Source organism: Amycolatopsis sp. NPDC004625 (assembly GCF_040609695.1).
GTDB lineage: Bacteria > Actinomycetota > Actinomycetes > Mycobacteriales > Pseudonocardiaceae > Amycolatopsis.
Map to the genome: position 1 here is coordinate 1 of NZ_JBEXKX010000004.1, position 20,838 is coordinate 20,838.

Here is a 20,838-nt window from a genome sequence, read left to right on the forward strand (position 1 = left end):
CCCGCGCGGGGCCCTGCGCCCCCCCCCGCCCCCCCCCCGCGCTGTTCCGCGGGGGGGGCCCGTGGAACACCCACCAGCCTTTCCCGGTGGGCGCGGCCCCCCCGGGGGGGGCCCCGGCCCGGTTCTCCTGGGGGTGGCTCGATGCCGAACGCTGAGCTGCTCACCCCGGTCGAGGTGGACTTCCTGTGGGAGTCCGCCGGGCTGGGCGAGCTGCCGTACCCGTTCAAGATCCGGTCGCACGGCGCGACCGTCGACGAGCGGTCGCTGCTGCGCCGCCGCACGCTGGAGGGGCTCACCGCGCGCGGCCTCGCCGACGGCCGCGGCCGGCCCGAACCGCACCTCGAGGACTGGTTCGGCGTGCTGGCGACCCCCGAACTGAGCCTGGACGCCGTCCAGCTGATCGCCCCGGACGCCGAGCCGCTGCTCTCGGTCGCCGGCGTGCTGGGTGGCCAGGGCCTGCTGGCCGTCCAGGACACCCGCGGCCTGCACCTGCAGCCGTGCCCGGCCGACGGCCTCGCGAGCGCGATCGTCTCGCTGCTGCCGGGTGCCCCGCGCGGGAGCGAGAAGTCGATCACGGTGCCGCTGGAGCAGCTGACCGGCGGCGACTTCCTGCAGCGCCGCGGCAACGGCGACGAGCGCGCTTCGGCCGACGAGGACCGCAAGGCGCTGGTCCGGCTGCACGCCCAGCCCCGGCTGCGCGGCGGCCAGATCGGCGCCAACGCCCGGACCCGGATGGGCGGGCGCAGCCGGACGCCGGTGCTGAGCTGGTTCGACACCGAGACCGGCCGCTACTTCACCCAGGCCACCCGCGGCCGCGACGGCCGGGACTGGATCACGATCGCCCCGGCCGACGCCGCGACGCTGCGCCACCGCCTCGGTGAGATGCTCGCGGGAGCCGCGACGACCAGCTCGGTCTGAGTCCCCCGGATTCTCCGGACGTGCCCAGCTCGGCACCGGAACGGCCCGGTTCTGTCGGGGGTGCGGGCTACGCTGAGCAAGAGTCCGATCCGGGAGAGTCATGATGCAAGAGTTCTTCTCGCCACTGGCGTTCGACTTCCTCTGGGAGTCGGCGCAGGTCGGGGAGCTGCCGTACCCGCTCGTCGTCCGGTCGCACGGCGCAACCGAGGACGAGCGCGTCTCGCTGCGCCACCGAGCCGACGTCGAGCTGAAGGCGCGGGGCGTCCGGGACCCGCGCGGCCGGCTCGCCCCGCCGATCGAAGACGCCCTGCACCTGCTGGCCTTCGCCCCGCTGACCATCGACGCGCTGCACATCCCGCAGTTCGAGGCCCCGACCGTCGGCGTGCTCGCGGCGGCCGACGACACCAAGGGCGTGCTCGCGATCCAGGACGCCGACGGCATCTGGCTGCGGGACGTCCCGCCGGACGGCCTGGTCTCGGCCGTCGTCGGGATGCTGCCCGCCGGGCCGCGCGGCAGCGAGGCGTCGGTCACCCTCCCGCTGGACGAGGCCCTGCACACCACGCCGATCCGGGTGCCGGTGTCCCTGCCGTCCGGGGCGGAGGACGAGGGCAAACGGCGTGGCCGGGCCCGGCGGACGCCGCTCAGCGAACGCCTGGCCGTCGATCCGCGCGAGGCGTACGGCCGCATTTCGGGGCAGCCGCGGCAGCGGGGCGGTCAGCTGGCAGCGAACAGCCGGTCGGCGGTCGGGGCGCGGCAGCGGTCCCGGGTGCTGGGCTGGTTCGACACCGCGACCGGCCGTTACCTGAGCCTTTCGCGCGCCGGCACGGACGGGCGCGAGTGGGTCACGGTGGCGCCGGCGGACCCGAAGACGCTGCGTACCCGGCTCGGCGAGATGGTGAGCAGTGTGTCGGACGGCACGCGCTAGCGTGGACCGGGAACCCGGGCGCGGTATCGCCCGTTGACCTGCGAGAGGCTCACAGGGGATGAACGCGGCAGCGGGCGGTACCCTGATGGGCAGGTGTCCAGGCACCACGGGTTGTCAAGATCGTGATGGCGGGTATCACAGGAGCCGCCCAACCAGGGAGGGTCGAGGCCACCAGGGCCGAGTCGTATGAACCGGAAGAGCGTGCTCAGGAACCCACTGCTGTGGATCGTCGCGGGGTTGCTGGCGTTGTTCGCGTACAACACGATCTTCGACAGTGATCGTGGGTACACCCAGGCACCCATCTCGGTGGCGAACTCCCAGATCACCTCGAACAACGTCAAGGAAGCCAGCCTCGAGGACAAGGAGCAGCAGCTCAAGCTGCTGCTGAACAAGTCCATCGACGTGGACGGCCAGCAGGTCACCCAGATCATTTCGCAGTACCCGGCGGACGCCACCCGCCCGATCTACGACTCGTTGATCGCGGCGAAGAACGGCGGCCAGCCGATCAAGTTCACCACCAAGGTGACCCAGCAGGGCGTGCTGACGCAGATCCTCATCTTCGCCATCCCGCTCGCCCTCGTGCTGGGCCTGCTGATGTGGATGATGAACAACGCCCAGGGCGGCGGCAACCGCGTCCTCAACTTCGGCAAGTCCAAGGCCAAGCAGCTGAACAAGGACATGCCGAAGACGACGTTCGGTGACGTCGCGGGTGCGGACGAGGCCGTCGAAGAGCTGTACGAGATCAAGGACTTCCTGCAGAACCCGGCGCGCTACCAGGCGCTGGGGGCGAAGATCCCGAAGGGCGTGCTGCTCTACGGGCCGCCCGGTACCGGCAAGACGCTGCTCGCGCGAGCCGTCGCCGGCGAGGCGGGCGTGCCGTTCTACACGATCTCCGGCTCGGACTTCGTCGAGATGTTCGTCGGTGTCGGTGCCTCGCGCGTCCGTGACCTGTTCGAACAGGCCAAGCAGAACGCGCCGTGCATCATCTTCGTGGACGAGATCGACGCGGTCGGCCGCCAGCGCGGCGCCGGCCTCGGCGGCGGGCACGACGAGCGCGAGCAGACGCTGAACCAGCTGCTCGTCGAGATGGACGGCTTCGACGCCCGCGGCGGCATCATCCTGATCGCGGCCACGAACCGGCCCGACATCCTCGACCCGGCGCTGCTGCGCCCCGGCCGGTTCGACCGGCAGATCCCGGTGTCCGCGCCCGACCTGCGCGGCCGCAAGGCGATCCTCGAGGTGCACGCCAAGGGCAAGCCGATCGCCCAGGGCACGGACCTGACCAGCCTGGCCAAGCGGACCGTCGGCATGTCCGGTGCCGACCTGGCGAACGTCCTCAACGAGGCCGCGCTGCTCACCGCCCGCCAGAACGGGCACGTGATCACCGACGTCGCGCTGGAGGAGTCGGTCGACCGCGTCGTCGGCGGCCCCGCCCGCAAGAGCCGGATCATCTCCGAGAAGGAGAAGAAGATCACGGCCTACCACGAGGGCGGGCACGCGCTCGCCGCGTGGGCGATGCCGGACATCGAACCGGTCTACAAGCTGACCATCCTGCCGCGCGGCCGCACGGGCGGGCACGCGCTGCTCGTCCCGGAGGACGACAAGGACCTGATGACCCGTTCCGAGATGATCGGGCGGCTGGTCTTCGCGATGGGTGGCCGCACGGCGGAGGAGCTCGTCTTCCACGAGCCGACCACCGGCGCGTCCTCGGACATCGAGCAGGCGACGAAGATCGCCCGCGCGATGGTCACCGAGTACGGCATGAGCGCCCGGCTCGGCGCGGTCAAGTACGGCCAGGAGCAGGGTGACCCGTTCCTCGGCCGGTCGGCCGGCCGGCAGGCGGACTACTCGCTCGAGGTGGCGCACGAGATCGACGAGGAGGTGCGCAAGCTCATCGAGACCGCGCACACCGAGGCGTGGCACGTGCTCAACACCTACCGCGACGTGCTCGACGAGCTGGTCATCGAACTCCTGGAGAAGGAGACGCTGACCCGCAAGGACCTGGAGCGGATCTTCGCGACGGTCGAGAAGCGCCCGCACATCACCGTGTTCAACGAGTTCGGTGAGCGGACGCCGTCGGACAAGCCGCCGATCAAGACCCCGGGCGAGCTGGCGATGGAGCGCGGCGAGCCGTGGCCGCCGCCGGAGAAGGAGAAGCCGGTCCTGAAGCCGGAGCCGACCCCGGTCGGCACCGCCCAGGGCGCGGGTGACCTGCCCGGTGGCCCGCCGTACCCGTCCCCGGTCGACCCGAACGCGAACCCGTACGCCCCGCCGGGCGCCTACCCGAACGGCGGCCGTCCCTACGGCGGCCCGAACGGCGGTCCCAACGGAACGGCGCACTGGCCGCAGACGTACGGCGGTGGCCAGCAGCCGGGCGGCAACTACCCCGGCAGCGCGGCCGGCCAGAGTGGCCCGCCGAACTACGGTGCCCCTCCGGGCTGGACGCCCGCGACCTCGCCGGGCGGTCAGCCGGGCCAGTCGTGGCGGCCCGGTGGTGAAGAACGCCCTCGTGAGCACGGCTGGTTCGCCGACCAAGCCGGCAACCAGCAGAGCGAGGGGGAGCAGCGTCGTGACGTGGATGGACCCGAAAAGTCCCAGTGACGCCGACCGCCCGGTCTTCGACCACGACCGGGCGGAAAAGGCGATCCGCGAGCTCCTCCTGGCGTGCGGTGAAGACCCGGAGCGGGACGGTCTGAAGGACACCCCCGCCCGGGTCGCCCGTGCGTACCGCGAGATGTTCGCGGGCCTGTACACCGAGCCGGACTCGGTGCTGGACAAGACGTTCGACGAGTCCCACGAAGAGCTGGTGCTGGTCACGGACATCCCGATGTTCAGCCAGTGCGAACACCACCTGGTGCCCTTCCATGGCGTCGCGCACGTCGGGTACATCCCGAACGCCGCCGGGAAGGTCACCGGGCTGTCCAAACTGGCCCGGCTCGTCGACCTCTACGCCAAGCGCCCGCAGGTCCAGGAGCGCCTGACCTCGCAGGTCGCCGACGCGCTGGTGCGGAAGCTCGAACCGCGGGGCGTGATCGTCGTGATCGAGGCCGAGCACCTGTGCATGGCCATGCGCGGGATCCGCAAGCCCGGCGCCCGCACCACCACCTCCGCCGTGCGGGGGCAGCTGAAGAACTCGCCGTCGTCGCGGGCGGAGGCGCTCGACCTCATCAAGGCGCGCCGGTGAGCGTGGGGCTCCCCGCTCCCGGCCGGTGCGTCGTGATGGGCGTGCTGAACGTGACGCCGGATTCCTTTTCGGACGGTGGCCGGTACCTCGGGCTCGACCAGGCGCTGGCGCACGCCCGCGAAATGTGGGCGCGCGGGGCCGACCTGATCGACGTCGGCGGCGAGTCGACGCGGCCGGGGGCGGCCCGGGTGGACGCCGAAACCGAGCTGGACCGCATCCTGCCGGTGATCCGGACGCTCGCCGGGGAAGGCGTGGCGCTGTCGGTCGACACCACGCGCGCGGCCGTCGCCGCCGCCGCGATCGACGCCGGCGCGCACGTGATCAACGACGTCTCCGGCGGGCTGGCCGACCCCGATATGGCGCGCGTCGCGGCCGAGACCGGCGTGCCGTGGGTACTGATGCACTGGCGCGGGCACAGCAAGGACATGCAGGCGCTCGCGAAGTACGAAGACGTGGTGGCGGACGTCCGCGCCGAGCTGTTGTCCAGAGTGGACGAAGCGTTGGCGGCGGGGGTCGCCGAGAGCGCGATCGTGCTCGACCCCGGGCTCGGCTTCGCGAAGAACGCCGAGCACGACTGGGCGTTGCTGCGCGGCCTCGATTCGCTGCTTTCGCTCGGTTTCCCGGTGCTCGTCGGGGCCTCCCGAAAACGGTTCCTCGGCCGCCTGCTGTCCGAAAAGGACGGTACACCGCGCCCGCCGGACGGCCGCGAGGACGCCACGGCCGCGATCTCCGCGCTCGCCGCGGCGGCCGGCGCCTGGGGCGTCCGGGTGCACGAGGTCGGGGCGTCGCTCGACGCGGTCACGGTGGCCGCCGCCTGGTGGAAGGGTTCGCCGGATGTCTGACCGGATCACGCTGACCGGCCTGCGCGTGTTCGGGCGCCACGGGGTGTTCGAGCACGAGAAGCGCGACGGCCAGGAGTTCGTCGTCGACATCACGGTGTGGCTCGACCTCGGCCCGGCCGCGGCCTCGGACGACCTGACGAAGACGCTGCACTACGGCGAGCTGGCCGAGCTGGCGGCGGGCGTCGTCGCGGGCGAGCCGTACGACCTCATCGAGAGCGTCGCGGGCAGGATCGCCGACGAGGTCATGCGCGACGAGCGCCTGGGCGGGGTGGAGGTGACGGTCCACAAGCCGTCGGCCCCGATCCCGCTGACGTTCGACGACGTGGCCGTCACGGTCCGGCGCGACCGGTGAGCCGGGCGGTCCTCTCGCTCGGGTCGAACCTCGGTGACCGCCTGGGCCACCTGAAGCTCGCCCTGGACGCGGTGCGGCCGGCGCTGGTCGCGGTGTCGGCCGTCTACGAGACGAAGGCGTGGGGCGTCGAGGACCAGCCGGACTTCCTCAACGCGGTGTGCGTCGTCGAAGACCCGGCGCGCGACCACTGGGCCTGGCTGCGCACGGGCCAGGCGGCCGAGCAGGCGGCGGGCCGCGTCCGCGAGCTGCGCTGGGGCCCCCGCACCCTGGACGTCGACGTGGTGACGGTGGACGGCGTGACGTCCGACGACCCCGAGCTGCTGCTCCCGCACCCGGGCACGCCGGACCGCGCGAGCGTGCTGGTGCCGTGGGCGGAGATCGAACCGGACGCGATCCTGCCGGGCCACGGCCCGATCGCCGACCTGCTGAAGGCGCGTCCGGCGGATGAGGTGGCGACGGTCCGCCGGACGGAGCTCACGCTGCGTTGAGGCGGAAAGGTGACTCATCGGTGAACCGGGGGTGACCGTTACCGATCACCCCCGGTCCGTCGCCGAGCTGTCGGCTCCGTGCGCTCAGCCGCGCAAGGCGTCGATCATGAACCGGACCGCCGGTTGCGCCGTCGGCACCGGGGGCCAGTCGTTGATCGTCGCCAGCAGCTGCCAGTAGCGCTCGGCCCGCGGGTCGCCGCTCATCTCGAACCGGTCGGCCAGCTCCGTGCGGAACTCCGGCGCGGCCGGATCCTGGTCGTCTCGGGCGCAGGCAGCCGCCAGGTCGTTCGCAAGCGTTTGCCCCCGCTCCGACGTCGGAGATTCGCCCGCCGCCACCGCCGCTTCCGCGCGGGACACCCAGGCCGGCCAGTTCTGCTGCCAGGCCTCCGCCGGCGGGTGGAACTCGCCGGCGTCGATCTGCTGGGCCTGCGTCTCGCTCATGCGGCGGATCAGGGCCCGGAACTCCGGATCCTGGACGAGCTCGGCGAACTCGATCCAGGCCTCGAGCTGCTCGGGCGACGGGTCGTCCGGCAGCTCCGGCTTGCCCGAGCGCATCCGGCGGTAGAACTCCTGGTCGATGTCGAGCCCGGCGACCATCTCGTCCCAGAACTCGTCGACTAGCCGCTTGCGCTCCTCGTCGGACATCGACGCCAGTCGGTTCATCAGGTTCACTTCCTCCAGCTCCGAGTTGCGTTTGGCCACCGCACGCAGCACCGCCCGGCGCAGCCGCAGCCGCCGGATCTGCTCGTCGAGGGCTTCGACGTGCCGGGTCGCCAGCTCGCCGACCGTCGCCGACCGGGTCAGGGCGGCAGAGACGTCGGCGAGGCCGAGGCCCAGCTCGCGCAGGGTGCGGACCAGTTCCAGGCGGGCCATCGCCGCCGCGTCGTAGAGCCGGTAGCCGGCGTCCGTCCGGTCGGTCGGGGGCAGCAGGCCCTCGTCCGAGTAGAACCGGATGGTCTTGACCGGCAGGCCGGTCCGGCGGGCCAGCTCGCCGATGGTGAAGGTTGCGGTGGTGCCCACAAGACGCATGGTGAACTCTCCAGTCGGGGGAGAGTCAACTCTTCCACGGTACGGTTGCGGTATGCACTTCACCCGGCCCCGTGACCTGGTGGTGGCCGGTCTGCTCGGCCTGGGCCTCGGCTACCTGCTCTTCCAGGTCGCCTACGGCTCGCTGCCGCAGCTGCCGCTGCTCGCCGGCATCACCTTCGCCGTGCTGGCCGTGATCGAGCTCGTGCTGGCGTTCTCGATCCGGTCGCGGATCAAGAGCGGCCGGGTCGTTGCCGCCATCGGGGTCGCCCGATCGGTGGCGCTCGCCAAGGCTTCGTCACTCGCCGGAGCGTTCATGACGGGCGCCTGGCTGGCCGCGCTCGCCTATCTTTTTCCGCGACGTGACGAACTCGTCGCGGCGGTGCTCGACACCCGCGCCGCGGTGGTCGGCGTCGGGTCCGCCGCAGCCCTGGTAGCAGCGGCTTTGTGGCTCGAACACTGCTGCCGGACCCCGCGCGACCACGATCGTGAGCCCTCCCGCGGGACGACCGGTTAGCGCTGGAATCGCACCGCTCGCTGGACCGAGTAGGTCTCGTTCGGATTACGAGCAGGTACGGTGTCAGTCATGACCGGCGTGGGTGACGACTCGCGCGGCCGCCTCTTGGGCAGGCCGTGGCTTGTTGTCGGCTTTGTCCTCGCCATCGGAGCCACCCTCGCACTGGTGCTCAGCGACGACCTCCGCTATCTCCGGCTGGGGATCGTCGCGGCCCTCTGGGCCGCCCTGATCGGCGCTTTCCTCGCCGTGAAGTACCGCAAGAGCGCGGCACAGAGCGAGGACGCGGTCGCCGAGGCGCAGGCTGTGTACGAACTGGAGCTGGAACGCGAGATCGCGGCCCGGCGCGAATTCGAGCTGGAGGTGGAGGCCGAGAAGAGCTCGGTCGCCGACTCCAAGGGCCGCGAGGAGCTGGAGGCGCTGCGCGCCGAGGTGTCCGCGCTGCGCGACAGCCTTCAGTCGCTGTTCGGCGGCGAGGTGCTGCTCGAACGCGTCGCGCTGACCGCGCAGGCGACCCGGATGCGCAAGCTGTCCGACGAGAACCGCATGATCCCCGACAGCGCGCCGAAGAAGAAGCCGGCCCAGCTGATGGCCGGCAAGAAGCCGATGGCCGAGGGCGGCGAGCGGCCGACCGAGCTGATCGACCGCGTCCTCGACGAGCGCCGTCGCAAGGCGTCGGGTGCGAAGCCCGCGAACGGCAAGGGCCTCGGCAAGGGCAAGGGCTTCGGCGGCAAGCCGGTCCCGAAGACGCCGGCGAACGTGTCCGTGCAGAGCACCCAGCAGATGGCCCGGCCGAAGCCGCTGAGCGAGCGCCGTCCGCCGGTGCCGGCGGTCGACCCGGCGCTGAACGCCGCCCAGCGCGAGCTGAAGGCCGCGGAGCTGCGCGCCGAGGCGGCGCGCCGCCAGGCCGAGTCGCAGCCGATGCGGCTGCCGAAGCCGGACGAAGTGGCGAAGCAGCCTGAGCGCCGTCCGGAGGCCCCGGCCGATCCGATGCGCCGGGACGTGCCGCGGCCCGCCGAGCCCAAGACCGAGATCCGGCGCCCGCCGGAGCCGAAGACGGAAATCCGGCGCCCGCCGGAGCCGAAGACCGAGATCCGCCGTCCCGAGCCGCCGCCCGCGCGCCGGGCGGAGATGTCGCGGTCGGACCTCCGGCCCGCCGAGGTGTCGCGGCCGGACATTCCGCGGGTGGAGATGTCGCGCCCGGACATCCCCCGGGTCGAGATGTCGCGCCCGGACCTTCCGCGCGTCGAGGCGCCGCGGCCGAACGTTCCGCGCGGTGAAGCGTCGCGTTCGGACATTCCGCGGGTGGAGATGTCCCGTCCGGACATTCCCCGGGTGGAGATGTCGCGGCCGGACATTCCGCGGGTCGAGATGTCCCGGCCGGACCTGCCGCGCGTCGGCGGGCAGCCGAACGGCGTGCGTCCGGAGCCGCGCAAGGCGCCCGAGCCGCCGCGGGCTCCGGGGCGTCCGGGGGCGACCGTGCCGCCGCCGAAGCCGTCCGAGATGTCGCGGTCGGACATCCGGCCGGTCAAGGACCTGAGCGCGGCGTTCCAGAACCGCGACGACTTCGCCGAGCGTCAGCGCCCGAACCGGCCCAAGCCGCCCGAGCCGAAGCCGCCGATGCCGCGGGACGCCGCGGCGTCCCGCACGGACCTGCCGCCGGTCGTCCCGCCGACGACGCCGGTGCCGAGCAACAGCCCGGCGCCGCGGCAGCCGTCGCGCACGGACCTGCCCCCGGTGGTGCCCCCGACGACGCCGGTCCCGGCTTCGGACGGCCGCCGCCCGTCGCGGCTGGAGCAGTTCTCGCGGGCGGACATGTCGCCCATCCTGGACGAGCCGCCGTCCCGGCACGGTGGTTCCCACCGCGCGCCCGGGGAGGCCGCCGCCCAGGCCGAGGCGCCGATGGCGAACCCGACGCTGCCGGAGTCGGTCCGCAACTTCCAGGGCCGCTCGGGCGGCCGCCGCCGCAAGCCGGAGGACTCGCAGCAGCTGCCGGCGGTCCCGGCAACGCCGGAGCCACCGGCGGGCGGCCGCCGCCGTCGCCCGGACGGCGAGCCACCGGCCTGGGAGGGCATGGTCGCCGAGCGCGCTTCGATGTCCCGCCGCGGAATGACCCCGGTCGACCCGGCCGACGTGGAGCAGAACGGCCACAACGGCGCCCGCAACGGCCGCCGGGCTGCCCCGGAGCCACCCCCGGGCAGCGGATCGCATGCGGCGGGCCGGTCGGTGAGCGAACTGCTGGCCGCAAACGGCGGCACGGGTTCGACACCACGCCGCCGCCGGCGCGCGGAGGACTGAGCCTGGCCGGAACCGCCTGACGGCGGCCTTCGGCTCGGCCTGCTGCGCGGGCCCCTACGCGGGACCGCCGACCACCGGGGTTGTGGACAACTCGCCTCCGCAGCCCCGGAATTGTCGGTGCCCGCCGATAGAATGGATACCGGGGGCCGAGGGCCGCCTACCTCCCCGTGCGCCACCCGCCGAGCGGATCCCGGCGCGCCCGCCGAGCGACGTGCACCTGCCGCGCGTGGCCAGGCGCCGCCAAGCGCGAGTCCGCCGAGCGCCCGCGAGGCTCCCGCGAATCCCCGCCAGCCATCCGCACCCTGCCGCGCGGCCGCACACCGTGCGCAACCGGGCACGCCCTCCTACAGCCCTCGGAGCCTCCCCGTCCGCAACCCTCAAGACCCGCAAGACCGAGGTGGCGTTTCTCTTCCTCTCCGCTCTGCGTAGGGTGACCGGCTGTGAGCGGAACCCTCTCGCCCGCGACGGGACTTGATCGCGGACGGCGGCCTCGCCGGGTCACCGTGCTGCTGCCGGTGCTCGGGCTGATCGTGGTGGCCCTGTGCGGCCTGTTCCTGTTCGGGCTCGCCACCGCGCGGGTCGGGCCCCTCGCCGTCACCATCGGTGTTCTCGCCGCGCTCGTGCCCGTTGCCGGCGTTGTCGCCGGGTTCCTGTGGGTCGATCGGTGGGAACCCGAGCCCGCCAAGTTCCTGCTGCTCGCCTTCGCCTGGGGCGCCTGCATCGCGACCATCACCGCGCTGCTCATCAACACCACCGCCGAGGCCGTCGGGGACGAGCTGCTCGGCCAGGGCAGCGGCAACACCGTGGCCGCGCTCGTGTCCGCTCCCGTGGTCGAGGAGGCCGCGAAAGCCCTCTTCGTCGTGCTCATCCTCTGGCGGCGGTCCAGCGAGTTCGACGGCGTCGTGGACGGGGTCGTCTACGCCGGGTTCAGCGCCGCCGGGTTCGCCTTCACCGAGAACATCTACTACTTCGGGCGGGCCTTCTACGACTACGGCTTCGGGGACGGGCACAGCCAGGGCGTCATCACCGCCTTCTTCCTGCGTGGCGTGCTCGCGCCCTTCACGCACCCGCTGTTCGCCGTGCTCACCGGCATCGGGATCGGGATCGCCGCGCGGACCACCACCAAGGCGCTGAAGATCGTCGCGCCGATCGCCGGGTACCTGGCCGCCGTCTGTCTGCACGCCCTTTGGAACAGCGCCGCGTTGCTCGGCGGGTCGAAGTTCCTCACCGTCTACTTCCTGATCATGCTGCCGCTGTTCCTCGGCGTGGTCTACCTGGTCGTCCTGCAGCGACGGCGGGAGCAGCGGATCATCGCCGCTGCCCTGCCGCACATGGCCGCCGCGCGGTGGATCGCGCCGTCCGAGGTCGAGCTGCTGGCCAGCCTGCCCGGCCGGCGGGCCTGGCGCCGGCAGGCGAAACGGCAGTCGGGCAAGCAGGCCGCGAAGGCCGTCGCCGTGTACCAGGCCAGCGTGACCGAGCTCGCGTTCCTCGACCGCCACCAGCTCACCAGCGACGCCGACCGGCAGCGCCAGCAGGAGCTCCTGCACACCCTGAAGGCCGCCCGGGCCGAGGCGACGCGCCTCGCCGACGAGGCCGCCCGCGGGTGACCCGGTCCGGGTGAAGCTGGTCACCCGGGCTCAACGGCGCGCGCTCGCCCGAGTTAGTCTCGCGCCGTCGTCCGGTACCCGCGAAGGGACTGGAACGGGAGCAGAGGGAGTCTGCCAGCCATGAGCGTCCACAGGCGCACGCCATGATGCGGCCCGCCCGCCTCGCGGTCGGCGTCGTTTCCGCCGGCCGGGTGGGCAGCGTGCTCGGTGCCGCGCTGGCCCGGGCGGGGCACACCGTGGTCGCCGCGTCCGGTTTGTCCGCTTCGTCGCTGGCGCGTGCCGAACGCCTCCTCCCCGACGTGCCGCTCCTGCCGCCCGACGAGACCGTCCGCCGGGCGGACCTGGTGCTGCTCGCCCTCCCCGACGACGCGCTGGCCGGGATGGTCCGCGGGCTCGTCGCCACCGAGTCGCTGCGGCCCGGGCAGATCGTCGTGCACACCTCCGGGGCGCACGGAATCGACGTCTTGGCGCCCGCGGCCGAGGCCGGCGCCCTGCCGCTCGCGCTGCACCCGGTGATGACGTTCACCGGCCGCGAGGAGGACCTCGAGCGGCTGGCCGCGTGCAGCATCGGCGTCACGGCGGCCGAGGACGACGAAGCGGCGTGGAACGTCGGCGAAGCGCTGGCCGTCGAGATGGGCGCCGAACCGGTGCGCATCCCCGACTCCGCGCGAGCGCTTTACCACGCTGCGTTGGCGCACGGCGCGAACCACCTGATGACGCTGGTGGCCGACTGCGCGGACCTGTTGCGCCAGGCCGGAATCGGGCAGTCCGAGCGCCTGGTCGCACCACTGCTTTCGGCGGCGTTGGATAATGTGCTGCGACACGGCGACCGCGCCCTCACCGGCCCGGTCGCGCGTGGCGACGCCGGCACCGTCCGCAAGCACCTCGCGGTGCTGGCGGACCGGGCGCCGGACGTGGCGCCGGCCTACCGCGCGCTGGCCAAGCGCACGGTGGCGCGTTCGACGGCTGCCGGGCTGCTGGACACCGCGGCCGCCAAAGACCTCACCGAACTCCTCGACGATCCCGCCGAAGGGCCCCCAGACCAGTGACCACACCGAAATTCAGCCGCGGCACCCTGAACACGTTCGCGTCGCCCGAGCACGTGAGCCAGGTCAGCCGGGCACTGCACGGCGTCGGCCGCAAGCTGGCGCTCGTGCCGACCATGGGCGCGCTGCACGCCGGGCACCGCGAGCTGATCCGCCGCGCTAAGCGGCTGCCGAACACCGTCGTGGCCACCTCGATCTTCGTCAACCCGCTGCAGTTCGGCGCGGGCGAGGACTTCGAGGCGTACCCGCGGCCGCTGGAGGCCGACCTCGCGATCCTGGGCGAGGACGGCATCGAAATCGCGTTCACGCCCAGCGCGGACGCGCTCTACGCCGAAGGTGCCGTGGTGACCGTCCACCCGGGACCGCTCGGCGAAGAACTCGAAGGGGCCGTCCGGCCCGGCCACTTCGCCGGCGTGCTCACCGTCGTGGCGAAGCTGTTCAACCTGCTCCGTCCGGACTACGCCTTCTTCGGCGAAAAGGACTACCAGCAGCTGGTGCTGATCAAGCGGATGGTGCGCGACCTGAACATCGGCACGCGCGTCATCGGCGTGCCGACCGTGCGCGAGCGGGACGGGCTCGCGTTGTCCTCGCGCAACGTCTACCTGACGCCTGAGCAGCGCGAAGACGCCATCGTCCTGTCGGCCGCCCTCACCGCGGGGGCGTTCGTCGGCCGGGACGGGGCCGGCGCGGTCCTCGAGACCGCGTGGAAGACCCTCGCCGCGCGGCCCGCGGTCGAGGTGGATTACCTGGAACTGCGGGGAACCGATCTGGGCCCCGCGCCCGTCGATGGGGAAGCACGACTGTTGATCGCGGCCCGGGTGGGGAGTACCCGGCTGATCGACAACGTTCCGGTGTTGCTCGGCGCGTCGGTGGACCACCCGGCGCACCCGGAGCGGGACGCAGGGGAATAGGAGTCCACGATGTACCGCACGATGCTCAAGTCGAAGATCCACCGGGTCACCGTGACCCAGGCCGACCTGCACTACGTCGGTTCGGTGACGGTCGACGAGGACCTGATGGAGGCCGCGGACCTGCTGCCGGGCGAGCAGGTGTCCATTGTGGACGTCACCAACGGGGCGCGGCTGGAGACCTACGTCATCAGGGGGGAACGCGGCAGCGGGGTGCTCGGCATCAACGGTGCCGCGGCGCACCTGGTGCACCCGGGCGACCTGGTCATCCTCATCTCGTACGGCCAGATGGACGACGCCGAGGCGGCGGCGTACCAGCCGCGCGTGGTGTTCGTCGACGAGGACAACCGGATCGTCCACCGGCACAGCGACCCGGGGCACGCGCCGGAGGGATCGGGCCTGCTGTCCGGCACGGTGACGCTGCCGCCGGACGAGGAGACGGCGATCTTCCCGGTGGCCGAGACGGCGGACGCCCGCCGCCTCGACGCGCTGCTGCACGCGGAAAGCTGACCCGCTTGCTGCTCACCGTCGACGTCGGCAACACGAACATCGTCCTGGGGCTGTGGTCCGGCGACGTGCTGGCCGGCGACTGGCGGATGCGCACGGACGCGCGCATCACGGCCGACGAGCTGGCGTTGACGGTCCGCGGCCTGCTCGGCCCGCACGCGGACGCGGTGACCGGGATCAGCGCGTTGTCGACGGTGCCGGCGGTGCTGCGCGAACTGCGCGTGATGCTGGCCCGGTACTACGCGGACGTGCCGAAGATCGTGGTGGAGCCGGGCGTGCGCACGGGGGTGGCGCTGCTGGTGGACAACCCGCGGGAGGTGGGCGCGGACCGGCTGGTGAACACGCTGGCCGCGCACCACCTCCACAGCACGGCGTGCGTGGTGGTCGACTTCGGCACGTCGACGAACGTGGACGCGATCTCCGCCCGCGGCGAGTTCCTGGGCGGCGCGTTCGCCCCGGGCATCGAGATTTCGGTGGACGCGCTGGCGTTGCGCGCGGCGGCGCTGCGGAAGGTCGAGCTGGTCCCGCCGCGGTCGGTGATCGGCAAGAACACGGTGGAGTGCCTGCAGTCCGGGATTCTGTACGGTTTCGCGGGCCAGGTGGACGGGCTGGTCCGCCGGATCGTCCGCGAGCTGGCGCCGGGCGGGACGGAACCGGTGGCGGTGCTGGCCACCGGCGGCCTGGCCCCGCTGGTGATCAGCGAGTCGGAGACGATCACCGACCACGTGCCGGAGCTGACGTTGCTCGGGCTGCGGCTGGTGTACGAGCGCAACATCCGGTCCTGAGGGGAACGCTCAGCGGCGCCGCGCGCGCAACGCCGTCGTCACCAGCGGCAGGTCGAACTCGCCGTTCGCCGTCGCCGGATTCGCGGCCAGGAACCGCCGGAGCCGGGCCAGCAGCGCCGCCGACTCCGCCGGCGCCGAGACGATCACCACCGAATACGTCGCGATCGTTTCCAGCAGGCTCTCCGCCGTGCGCCGTTGCGTGTGGCGAAACCGTTCGGATTCGAAAGACTCGAACGCCGGGTGCGTCACGTGGCGCAAATCTTCGACGCTCGCCGGGCGGCGGGCGCCGTCGCGGCCGAGTTCGGTGAACTCGGCGACCCACGGCACCGATTCGTCCTCGTAGTTCCACACCGGCACGCACACGCCGCCCGGGCGCAGCACGCGGGCGATCTCCGTCAGCGCTTCCGGCACGTCGAACCAGTGGAACGCCTGGCCGATGAACACCGCGTCGAGGCCGCCGTCCGGCAGCGGGATCCGTTCCGCCCGGCCCGCCAGCGACGTCGCCGACGGCACCGCCCGCTCCAGTTCCGCGCGCATTTCCGGGTCCGGTTCGACCGCGGTGACGTCGAGGCCCAGTTCGGCGAGGCCGAGGGTCAGTTTGCCGGTTCCGGCGCCGAGGTCGAGCACCCGGCGCGCGGTGCCTGCCACCCCGGAAAGGCCCCACTCGATCGCTTCGCGGGGGTAGCCGGGCCGGTGCTGCGCGTATTCGGCCGCGCGGGCGCCGAACGAGGCGGCCCGCCGGGCACGGTGCTCGGGTGTGGGATCACTCACGAACCCCAGGTTAATCGACGGAAAGGAAAGGTAATCCGGTTGGCGTAGCGCGCGCCCGGGTTCGTACCCTATGGGCCATGACCGAAAACCCCGCTTCCACCAGCGAGCCCGCCGAAGACGAACTGCCCGAGCAGATGCGGGTGCGCCGGGAGAAGCGCGACCGGATCCTCGCCGAGGGGATCGATCCCTACCCGGTCGAGGTACCCCGTACGCACACGCTCGCCGAGGTGCGCGCGGCGCACGCCGGGCTGCCCACCGACACCGCCACCGGCGAGGTCGTCGGCGTCACCGGCCGGGTCATGTTCCTGCGCAACACGGGCAAGCTGTGCTTCGCGAGCCTCCGCGAGGGCGACGGCACGGAGCTGCAGGCGATGATCAGCCTGGCGAAGGTCGGCGAAGACGCGCTGGCGGCCTGGAAGTCCGACGTCGACCTCGGCGACCACGTGTTCGTGCAGGGCGAGGTCATCACGTCCAAGCGCGGCGAGCTTTCGGTCATGGCCGACGCCTGGCGCATCACGTCGAAGGCGCTGCGCCCGCTGCCGACCGCGCACAAGGAGCTGGCCGAGGAAACGCGGATCCGCCAGCGCTACGTCGACCTCATCATGCGCCCGCGCGCGCGGGACGTCGTGCGCACGCGCGCCGGCGTGGTGCGGTCGCTGCGGGAGTCGTTCCACCGCCGCGGGTTCACCGAGGTCGAGACGCCGATGCTGCAGACGCTGCACGGCGGCGCCGCGGCCCGCCCGTTCGTCACGCATTCCAACGCGTTCGACCTGGAGCTGTTCCTGCGGATCGCGCCGGAGCTCTACCTCAAGCGCTGCGTCGTCGGCGGCATCGAGAAGGTCTTCGAGATCAACCGCAACTTCCGCAACGAGGGCAGCGACTCGTCGCATTCGCCCGAGTTCGCGATGCTCGAGTACTACGAGGCCTACGCGACCTACGACACGAACGCGGTGATGACGCGGGAGCTGATCCAGGAGGCCGCGCAGGCGGTGCTGGACACCCAGGTCGTCACCCTGCCCGACGGTTCGGAGTACGACCTCTCCGGCGAATGGACCACACTCGGAATGTACGAGTCGTTGTCCGATTCCCTCGGCGAAGAGGTGACGCCGGAGACGCCGGCCGCCAAACTGCTCGGATTCGCGCAGGCCAGGGGCCTGGAAGTGGATCCGAAGCTGGGCCACGGCAAGCTCGTCGAGGAACTGTGGGAACACCTCGTCGGAGATCACCTGCACGCCCCGACGTTTGTCCGTGATTTTCCGCTGGAGACGTCCCCATTGACCCGGCAGCACCGCTCCCGGGCCGGCGTGGCGGAGAAGTGGGACCTCTACGTGCGCGGTTTCGAACTCGCCACCGGATACTCGGAGCTGGTCGATCCGGTCGTCGAACGGGAACGCCTCACCGAACAGTCCCGGCTGGCCGCGGCCGGCGATAGCGAAGCCATGCGGCTCGACGAGGATTTCCTCCGCGCCCTCGAGTACGGAATGCCGCCGAGCGGTGGTGTCGGAATGGGTATCGACCGGCTGCTCATGGCGCTGACCGGTCTCGGTATCCGGGAGACGATCCTCTTCCCGCTGGTGCGTCCCGAATAACCCGGCCGTGTGCATAGCGGCCGGGTTATGGATATGAGATTTGCGCTGCACTGCGGAAGCGGGTACTAATGTTCTGGACAAAGTCTTCTGTCCCGGGGCTTGCCCCGTAACCCAGATCATTGAGTAAGCCCCGCAGGAGGAAACGGATGGCACAGAAGGTGCTCGTCTCGCTGGTCGACGACCTCGACGGCAGTGAGGCGGAAGAGACCGTCGAGTTCGGTTTGGACGGCGTCAGCTACCAGATCGATCTCTCCTCGGAAAACGCCGAGGAGCTGCGGGACGCCCTCGCCCAGTATGTCGAGCACGCGCGTCGCGCGGGTGGTCGCAAGCGTGCTTCGGTGCGCCCGGTCGCGGGTAAGGGTTCGGCCCGTCCCGCGGCGGTCGACCGCGAGCAGAACCAGGCCATCCGCTCGTGGGCGCGCAAGAACGGATACGCGGTTTCCGATCGCGGCCGCATCCCCTCCGAGGTCGTCGAGGCTTACCACCAGAAGAACTGAAGACCGGGCACGCCGCTCCGCACGGGTTGACGGCAGGTCGCTGACCAGCCGTTTCCCGCGCCCGGGCGTGGTGAATTCTGGGGACGCGGGGGTTTCCAGTGGTGGCCGCCGGGTGAATTCGCACCCGGCGGCTTTGTCATGTCCGATCGCTGTCCGGTTCCCGGCCGGTGTCCTCGCGGGCCGTTCGGACGTACTCGGCCGGCGACTGCCCGGTCACGGTCCGGAAATCGCGGATGAAGTGTGATTGGTCGCTATAGCCCAGTCGAACCGCCAGACCGGCGTAATCGGGTTGTCCTTCCGTGACGATCCGCTGCGCTGCGTCATTGAGGCGGTATATCCGGATCGCCCACTTGGGCGGGCAGCCGACGTGTTCGGCGAACATACGCTGGACAGCGCGGGTGGTTAGTCCAGTATCCGCGCAGAGTTGCGCCACCCGGGTAATTCCCGGATCGCGCGCGATTTGTTCCACCGCCTCCGCCGCCTCCCGCGCGGCGGGGGAGAGCCGCACGGGATTTGCGATCAGCAAGTTGTCGACCGCAGTGGTCATTTCCACGTCGTCGCGCGCCGACCGCACCGATTCCGCGGCCCGTACCGCCGCCGGTCCGAAAACATCGGCGAGCGGGACAGCGCGGTCGGCGATGTCACGCACCGGGCCGCCGAGGAACGCGCGGAAGCAACCCGGGCGGAATCGCACACCCAGGCCCTGGACGCGGCCGGCCAGCCGGTGCGAAAAGACGTCACGGGCGGGGCCGTGGACGCCGGAGGCGCCGGGGAAGAACGTCGCGTGGACCGCGAGGTTCGGCAGCACGCGTTGTTCGTACGGCGGTTTGCCGGTGCGGTCCCAGCGCAGGATCCAGTGGTAGTCGACGAATTCGGCCAGTTCGGGCGCGGGCGGGTGCCGGGTCAGGGTGAACATCGTGCGCGCGGTGGCCTCGGCCACGATGCCGCGCGGGATCCGGTGTCCGCCCACGCGCCCACGGTAGCTGTCGCGTTCCTTCAAGACGCCCGCGGCGCCCGGGGGTTGGATCACCGGCATGACTGCTTCGCTGGTGCGCCCGGCCGCGGCCGGATTCCTCCGGATCGCGTGCGCGGTGCCCGACCTGACCGCCCCGACGCCGTGCGCCGGCTACGACGTGCGCGGGCTGCTCAACCACCTCTTGTACTGGGGCCCGTGGCTCGTCGCGGCGGGACGGCGCGAGGACCCGCCGTCGCCGGCCGCCGGCGAGGCCGAGGCGGCCCTGGTGACCGGCGACTGGCGCGCGGCCCTGGAGAAGCAGACGGAGACGCTGGTGGACGTCTTCGGGACGCCGTCGGCCTGGACGGGCACCACCGCGCTGGGCACGGCGCCGCTGCCGGCGGCGGTGGTGGGCGCCATGGTCCTGGGCGAGTTCGTCCTGCACGGCTGGGACCTGGCCCGCGCGAGCGGCCGGGAGTTCGAATGCGACCCGGCGGCGGCGACGGCGGTGTACGAGTCGGCGGTGGCGATGGGCGAGCAGGCCCGGTCGATGGGGGTGTACGGGCCGGCGGTGGCGGTGGCGGGGGATGCGCCGCCGCTGGCGCGGGCGCTGGGTGCCGCTGGGCGGGATCCGGGGTGGACGCCCTAAGCGCGCGGGCAGGTGCGCGGGCAGCCGTCGCACTCGTCGGACGACGGCAGCAGGTACGAAAAGCAGCAGCTCTCGCGCCGTCTCGTCCACGTCCGGTGCCCGTCCGGTCCTTCCGCCAGCCGCAGCGTCGACGCCGACGTCAGCGGTGGGTAGCGCTCGTCCAGCACCAGGGCCGCGTCCGCCACGCCTGCGCCCTCCGCCTCGGCCGTGCCGCCCTGCAGGCCGGCCCACCACAGCGAGTTCTCCAGTGCGTCCGTCGCCGCCGCCCACAGCGTCCGGCGGCCGAGTCTGCTCAGGGGTGCGTACGCCCGTACGAACTGCGCCGCGTGCGCCAGGTAGCGGGCTCGGAGCACCGCCGCCAGCGCTCGTTCGTCGCGGACCACCGTGGCCTCCGGGCGGGCCGAGCCCGGGTCCGTCGGGAGACAGTGGAACGCGTCACCCAGTACCGCCATGCCGTCCGGGTGGGGGCGGTCGTCCGCGAGGCGGAACGCCAGCTCCGAGGGCTTGAGCGACGGCACCCGGCGCTCGTGGTGCAGCAGCAGCGCGCCGACGTACGCCGGTACGTGCAGGTACCACGTCATCACCCAGCTGGCCGTCGTGCGGTCCGGTGCCGACGAGTGCTCGCGCAGGAGCCAGTCGCCCAGCAGGCCGCGCCACTCGTCGAAGTACGACGGCGTCTCCAGCAGCTCCGAACAGCGGATCCAGCCCGCCGGGACGTCGCGGCGCAGCTCACTGCGGCCCTGACGGCCCGAAACCCGCCGCAACGACGACGCGAGGCCGTCGCCGACCTCGCGTGCGTCACGGAAGGACCGCTGCTGGTTCAACCGCGGCCCTCCTCGTAAGCGCCGTAGTGGATTAGGCGTGCCTAACCTTACAGGCTTCGAGGAGCTGCGCCAATCGGGTGGGGCACTCCCAGCTTGCGGACTGTTCGCGGTGAGCGGACACCGCGCGGATGGCGGAATCCGGATGGCGCTCCG

At 72.1% G+C, this 20,838-nt stretch carries 22 protein-coding genes; 18 read left to right on the forward strand and 4 right to left on the reverse strand.

Translation table 11 applies throughout. From position 1 onward, the window contains the following. The first annotated feature begins 141 nt into the window (after positions 1–141). The 7 genes from ABZW17_RS05395 to folK all read left to right on the forward strand — a co-directional run bounded on the left by ABZW17_RS05395 (position 142) and on the right by folK (position 6,709). The gene (locus ABZW17_RS05395) at positions 142–918 is read left to right on the forward strand and encodes an ESX secretion-associated protein EspG (RefSeq protein WP_354809914.1); all 777 of its coding nucleotides are present in this window, start codon (positions 142–144) and stop codon (positions 916–918) included. Between the two features lie 100 nt (positions 919–1,018). Then, on the forward strand, positions 1,019–1,843 hold the full coding sequence (locus ABZW17_RS05400) for an ESX secretion-associated protein EspG (RefSeq protein WP_354809916.1): 825 nt from the start codon (positions 1,019–1,021) through the stop codon (positions 1,841–1,843). Positions 1,844–2,029: 186 nt separating this feature from the next. Further along, positions 2,030–4,444: an ATP-dependent zinc metalloprotease FtsH gene (gene ftsH / locus ABZW17_RS05405; protein ID WP_354809918.1), complete on the forward strand. Its 2,415-nt coding sequence runs from the start codon at positions 2,030–2,032 to the stop codon at positions 4,442–4,444. Then, the gene (gene folE / locus ABZW17_RS05410; RefSeq protein ID WP_354809920.1) at positions 4,422–5,027 is read left to right on the forward strand and encodes a GTP cyclohydrolase I FolE; all 606 of its coding nucleotides are present in this window, start codon (positions 4,422–4,424) and stop codon (positions 5,025–5,027) included. The genes ftsH and folE overlap by 23 nt, the downstream gene beginning before the upstream one ends. Positions 5,028–5,062: 35 nt before the next feature. Beyond that, positions 5,063–5,869, forward strand: a complete 807-nt coding sequence (gene folP, locus ABZW17_RS05415; RefSeq protein ID WP_354810527.1) for a dihydropteroate synthase — start codon at positions 5,063–5,065, stop codon at positions 5,867–5,869. Continuing rightward, positions 5,862–6,221, forward strand: coding sequence for a dihydroneopterin aldolase (folB, locus tag ABZW17_RS05420; RefSeq protein ID WP_354809922.1), 360 nt, complete (start codon positions 5,862–5,864; stop codon positions 6,219–6,221). Before folP ends, folB begins: the two co-directional genes overlap by 8 nt. Further along, positions 6,218–6,709, forward strand: coding sequence for a 2-amino-4-hydroxy-6-hydroxymethyldihydropteridine diphosphokinase (folK, locus tag ABZW17_RS05425; protein ID WP_354809924.1), 492 nt, complete (start codon positions 6,218–6,220; stop codon positions 6,707–6,709). The genes folB and folK overlap by 4 nt, the downstream gene beginning before the upstream one ends. Positions 6,710–6,793: 84 nt before the next feature. Here the strand turns inward: folK and ABZW17_RS05430 are convergent, their stop codons facing one another. Continuing rightward, complete coding sequence (locus tag ABZW17_RS05430) at positions 6,794–7,729, reverse strand: MerR family transcriptional regulator (RefSeq protein ID WP_354809926.1); 936 nt, start codon at positions 7,727–7,729, stop codon at positions 6,794–6,796. A 61-nt stretch (positions 7,730–7,790) separates the two neighbouring features. On the opposite strand from ABZW17_RS05430, the gene ABZW17_RS05435 reads away from it, so the two are divergent. The 8 genes from ABZW17_RS05435 to ABZW17_RS05470 all read left to right on the forward strand — a co-directional run bounded on the left by ABZW17_RS05435 (position 7,791) and on the right by ABZW17_RS05470 (position 15,400). Then, on the forward strand, positions 7,791–8,252 hold the full coding sequence (locus ABZW17_RS05435) for a DUF3180 domain-containing protein (protein ID WP_354809928.1): 462 nt from the start codon (positions 7,791–7,793) through the stop codon (positions 8,250–8,252). Continuing rightward, complete coding sequence (locus ABZW17_RS05440; RefSeq protein WP_354809930.1) at positions 8,224–8,325, forward strand: hypothetical protein; 102 nt, start codon at positions 8,224–8,226, stop codon at positions 8,323–8,325. The genes ABZW17_RS05435 and ABZW17_RS05440 overlap by 29 nt, the downstream gene beginning before the upstream one ends. After that, the gene (locus tag ABZW17_RS05445; RefSeq protein WP_354809932.1) at positions 8,322–10,547 is read left to right on the forward strand and encodes a DUF6779 domain-containing protein; all 2,226 of its coding nucleotides are present in this window, start codon (positions 8,322–8,324) and stop codon (positions 10,545–10,547) included. Before ABZW17_RS05440 ends, ABZW17_RS05445 begins: the two co-directional genes overlap by 4 nt. 503 nt (positions 10,548–11,050) lie before the next feature. Continuing rightward, positions 11,051–12,154: a PrsW family intramembrane metalloprotease gene (locus ABZW17_RS05450; RefSeq protein WP_354810529.1), complete on the forward strand. Its 1,104-nt coding sequence runs from the start codon at positions 11,051–11,053 to the stop codon at positions 12,152–12,154. 143 nt (positions 12,155–12,297) lie between these two features. Next, a complete protein-coding gene (locus ABZW17_RS05455) occupies positions 12,298–13,203 on the forward strand; it encodes a DUF2520 domain-containing protein (protein ID WP_354809934.1) in 906 nt (301 codons plus the stop codon). Further along, positions 13,200–14,111: a pantoate--beta-alanine ligase gene (gene panC / locus ABZW17_RS05460; protein WP_354809936.1), complete on the forward strand. Its 912-nt coding sequence runs from the start codon at positions 13,200–13,202 to the stop codon at positions 14,109–14,111. Before ABZW17_RS05455 ends, panC begins: the two co-directional genes overlap by 4 nt. 9 nt (positions 14,112–14,120) lie before the next feature. After that, positions 14,121–14,618 carry an aspartate 1-decarboxylase gene (gene panD, locus ABZW17_RS05465; protein WP_354809938.1) on the forward strand — a complete coding sequence of 166 codons (498 nt, stop codon included), beginning with the start codon at positions 14,121–14,123 and terminating at the stop codon, positions 14,616–14,618. 5 nt (positions 14,619–14,623) lie between these two features. Beyond that, positions 14,624–15,400: a type III pantothenate kinase gene (locus ABZW17_RS05470; RefSeq protein ID WP_354809941.1), complete on the forward strand. Its 777-nt coding sequence runs from the start codon at positions 14,624–14,626 to the stop codon at positions 15,398–15,400. A 9-nt stretch (positions 15,401–15,409) separates the two neighbouring features. Here the strand turns inward: ABZW17_RS05470 and ABZW17_RS05475 are convergent, their stop codons facing one another. After that, complete coding sequence (locus ABZW17_RS05475; RefSeq protein ID WP_354809943.1) at positions 15,410–16,171, reverse strand: class I SAM-dependent methyltransferase; 762 nt, start codon at positions 16,169–16,171, stop codon at positions 15,410–15,412. A gap of 77 nt (positions 16,172–16,248) precedes the next feature. On the opposite strand from ABZW17_RS05475, the gene lysS reads away from it, so the two are divergent. Both lysS and ABZW17_RS05485 read left to right on the forward strand, forming a co-directional pair. Then, on the forward strand, positions 16,249–17,760 hold the full coding sequence (gene lysS / locus ABZW17_RS05480) for a lysine--tRNA ligase (protein ID WP_354809945.1): 1,512 nt from the start codon (positions 16,249–16,251) through the stop codon (positions 17,758–17,760). Between the two features lie 146 nt (positions 17,761–17,906). Next, on the forward strand, positions 17,907–18,257 hold the full coding sequence (locus ABZW17_RS05485) for an Lsr2 family protein (RefSeq protein WP_354809947.1): 351 nt from the start codon (positions 17,907–17,909) through the stop codon (positions 18,255–18,257). Positions 18,258–18,393: 136 nt separating this feature from the next. Here the strand turns inward: ABZW17_RS05485 and ABZW17_RS05490 are convergent, their stop codons facing one another. Beyond that, positions 18,394–19,257: a helix-turn-helix domain-containing protein gene (locus tag ABZW17_RS05490; protein ID WP_354810531.1), complete on the reverse strand. Its 864-nt coding sequence runs from the start codon at positions 19,255–19,257 to the stop codon at positions 18,394–18,396. A gap of 34 nt (positions 19,258–19,291) precedes the next feature. On the opposite strand from ABZW17_RS05490, the gene ABZW17_RS05495 reads away from it, so the two are divergent. Next, positions 19,292–19,861 (forward strand): TIGR03086 family metal-binding protein, encoded by a 570-nt coding sequence (locus tag ABZW17_RS05495; RefSeq protein ID WP_354809949.1) that lies wholly within the window; start codon positions 19,292–19,294, stop codon positions 19,859–19,861. Here the strand turns inward: ABZW17_RS05495 and ABZW17_RS05500 are convergent. Continuing rightward, complete coding sequence (locus ABZW17_RS05500) at positions 19,858–20,685, reverse strand: (2Fe-2S)-binding protein (protein ID WP_354809951.1); 828 nt, start codon at positions 20,683–20,685, stop codon at positions 19,858–19,860. The two genes, ABZW17_RS05495 and ABZW17_RS05500, sit on opposite strands and share 4 nt — an antisense overlap. Positions 20,686–20,838: the final 153 nt, after the last annotated feature.

Excerpts from the sequence above, each read along its gene's own strand:
- folP (WP_354810527.1), top strand. The coding sequence starts at position 5,063 with ATGGGCGTGCTGAACGTGACGCCGGATTCCTTTTCGGACGGTGGCCGG.
- ABZW17_RS05400 (WP_354809916.1), top strand. The coding sequence starts at position 1,019 with ATGATGCAAGAGTTCTTCTCGCCACTGGCGTTCGACTTCCTCTGGGAG.
- ABZW17_RS05495 (WP_354809949.1), top strand. The coding sequence starts at position 19,292 with ATGACTGCTTCGCTGGTGCGCCCGGCCGCGGCCGGATTCCTCCGGATC.
- ABZW17_RS05485 (WP_354809947.1), top strand. The coding sequence starts at position 17,907 with ATGGCACAGAAGGTGCTCGTCTCGCTGGTCGACGACCTCGACGGCAGT.
- folB (WP_354809922.1), top strand. The coding sequence starts at position 5,862 with ATGTCTGACCGGATCACGCTGACCGGCCTGCGCGTGTTCGGGCGCCAC.
- lysS (WP_354809945.1), top strand. The coding sequence starts at position 16,249 with ATGACCGAAAACCCCGCTTCCACCAGCGAGCCCGCCGAAGACGAACTG.
- panD (WP_354809938.1), top strand. The coding sequence starts at position 14,121 with ATGTACCGCACGATGCTCAAGTCGAAGATCCACCGGGTCACCGTGACC.
- ftsH (WP_354809918.1), top strand. The coding sequence starts at position 2,030 with ATGAACCGGAAGAGCGTGCTCAGGAACCCACTGCTGTGGATCGTCGCG.
- ABZW17_RS05395 (WP_354809914.1), top strand. The coding sequence starts at position 142 with ATGCCGAACGCTGAGCTGCTCACCCCGGTCGAGGTGGACTTCCTGTGG.
- ABZW17_RS05435 (WP_354809928.1), top strand. The coding sequence starts at position 7,791 with ATGCACTTCACCCGGCCCCGTGACCTGGTGGTGGCCGGTCTGCTCGGC.
- ABZW17_RS05445 (WP_354809932.1), top strand. The coding sequence starts at position 8,322 with ATGACCGGCGTGGGTGACGACTCGCGCGGCCGCCTCTTGGGCAGGCCG.
- ABZW17_RS05455 (WP_354809934.1), top strand. The coding sequence starts at position 12,298 with ATGATGCGGCCCGCCCGCCTCGCGGTCGGCGTCGTTTCCGCCGGCCGG.
- folE (WP_354809920.1), top strand. The coding sequence starts at position 4,422 with ATGGACCCGAAAAGTCCCAGTGACGCCGACCGCCCGGTCTTCGACCAC.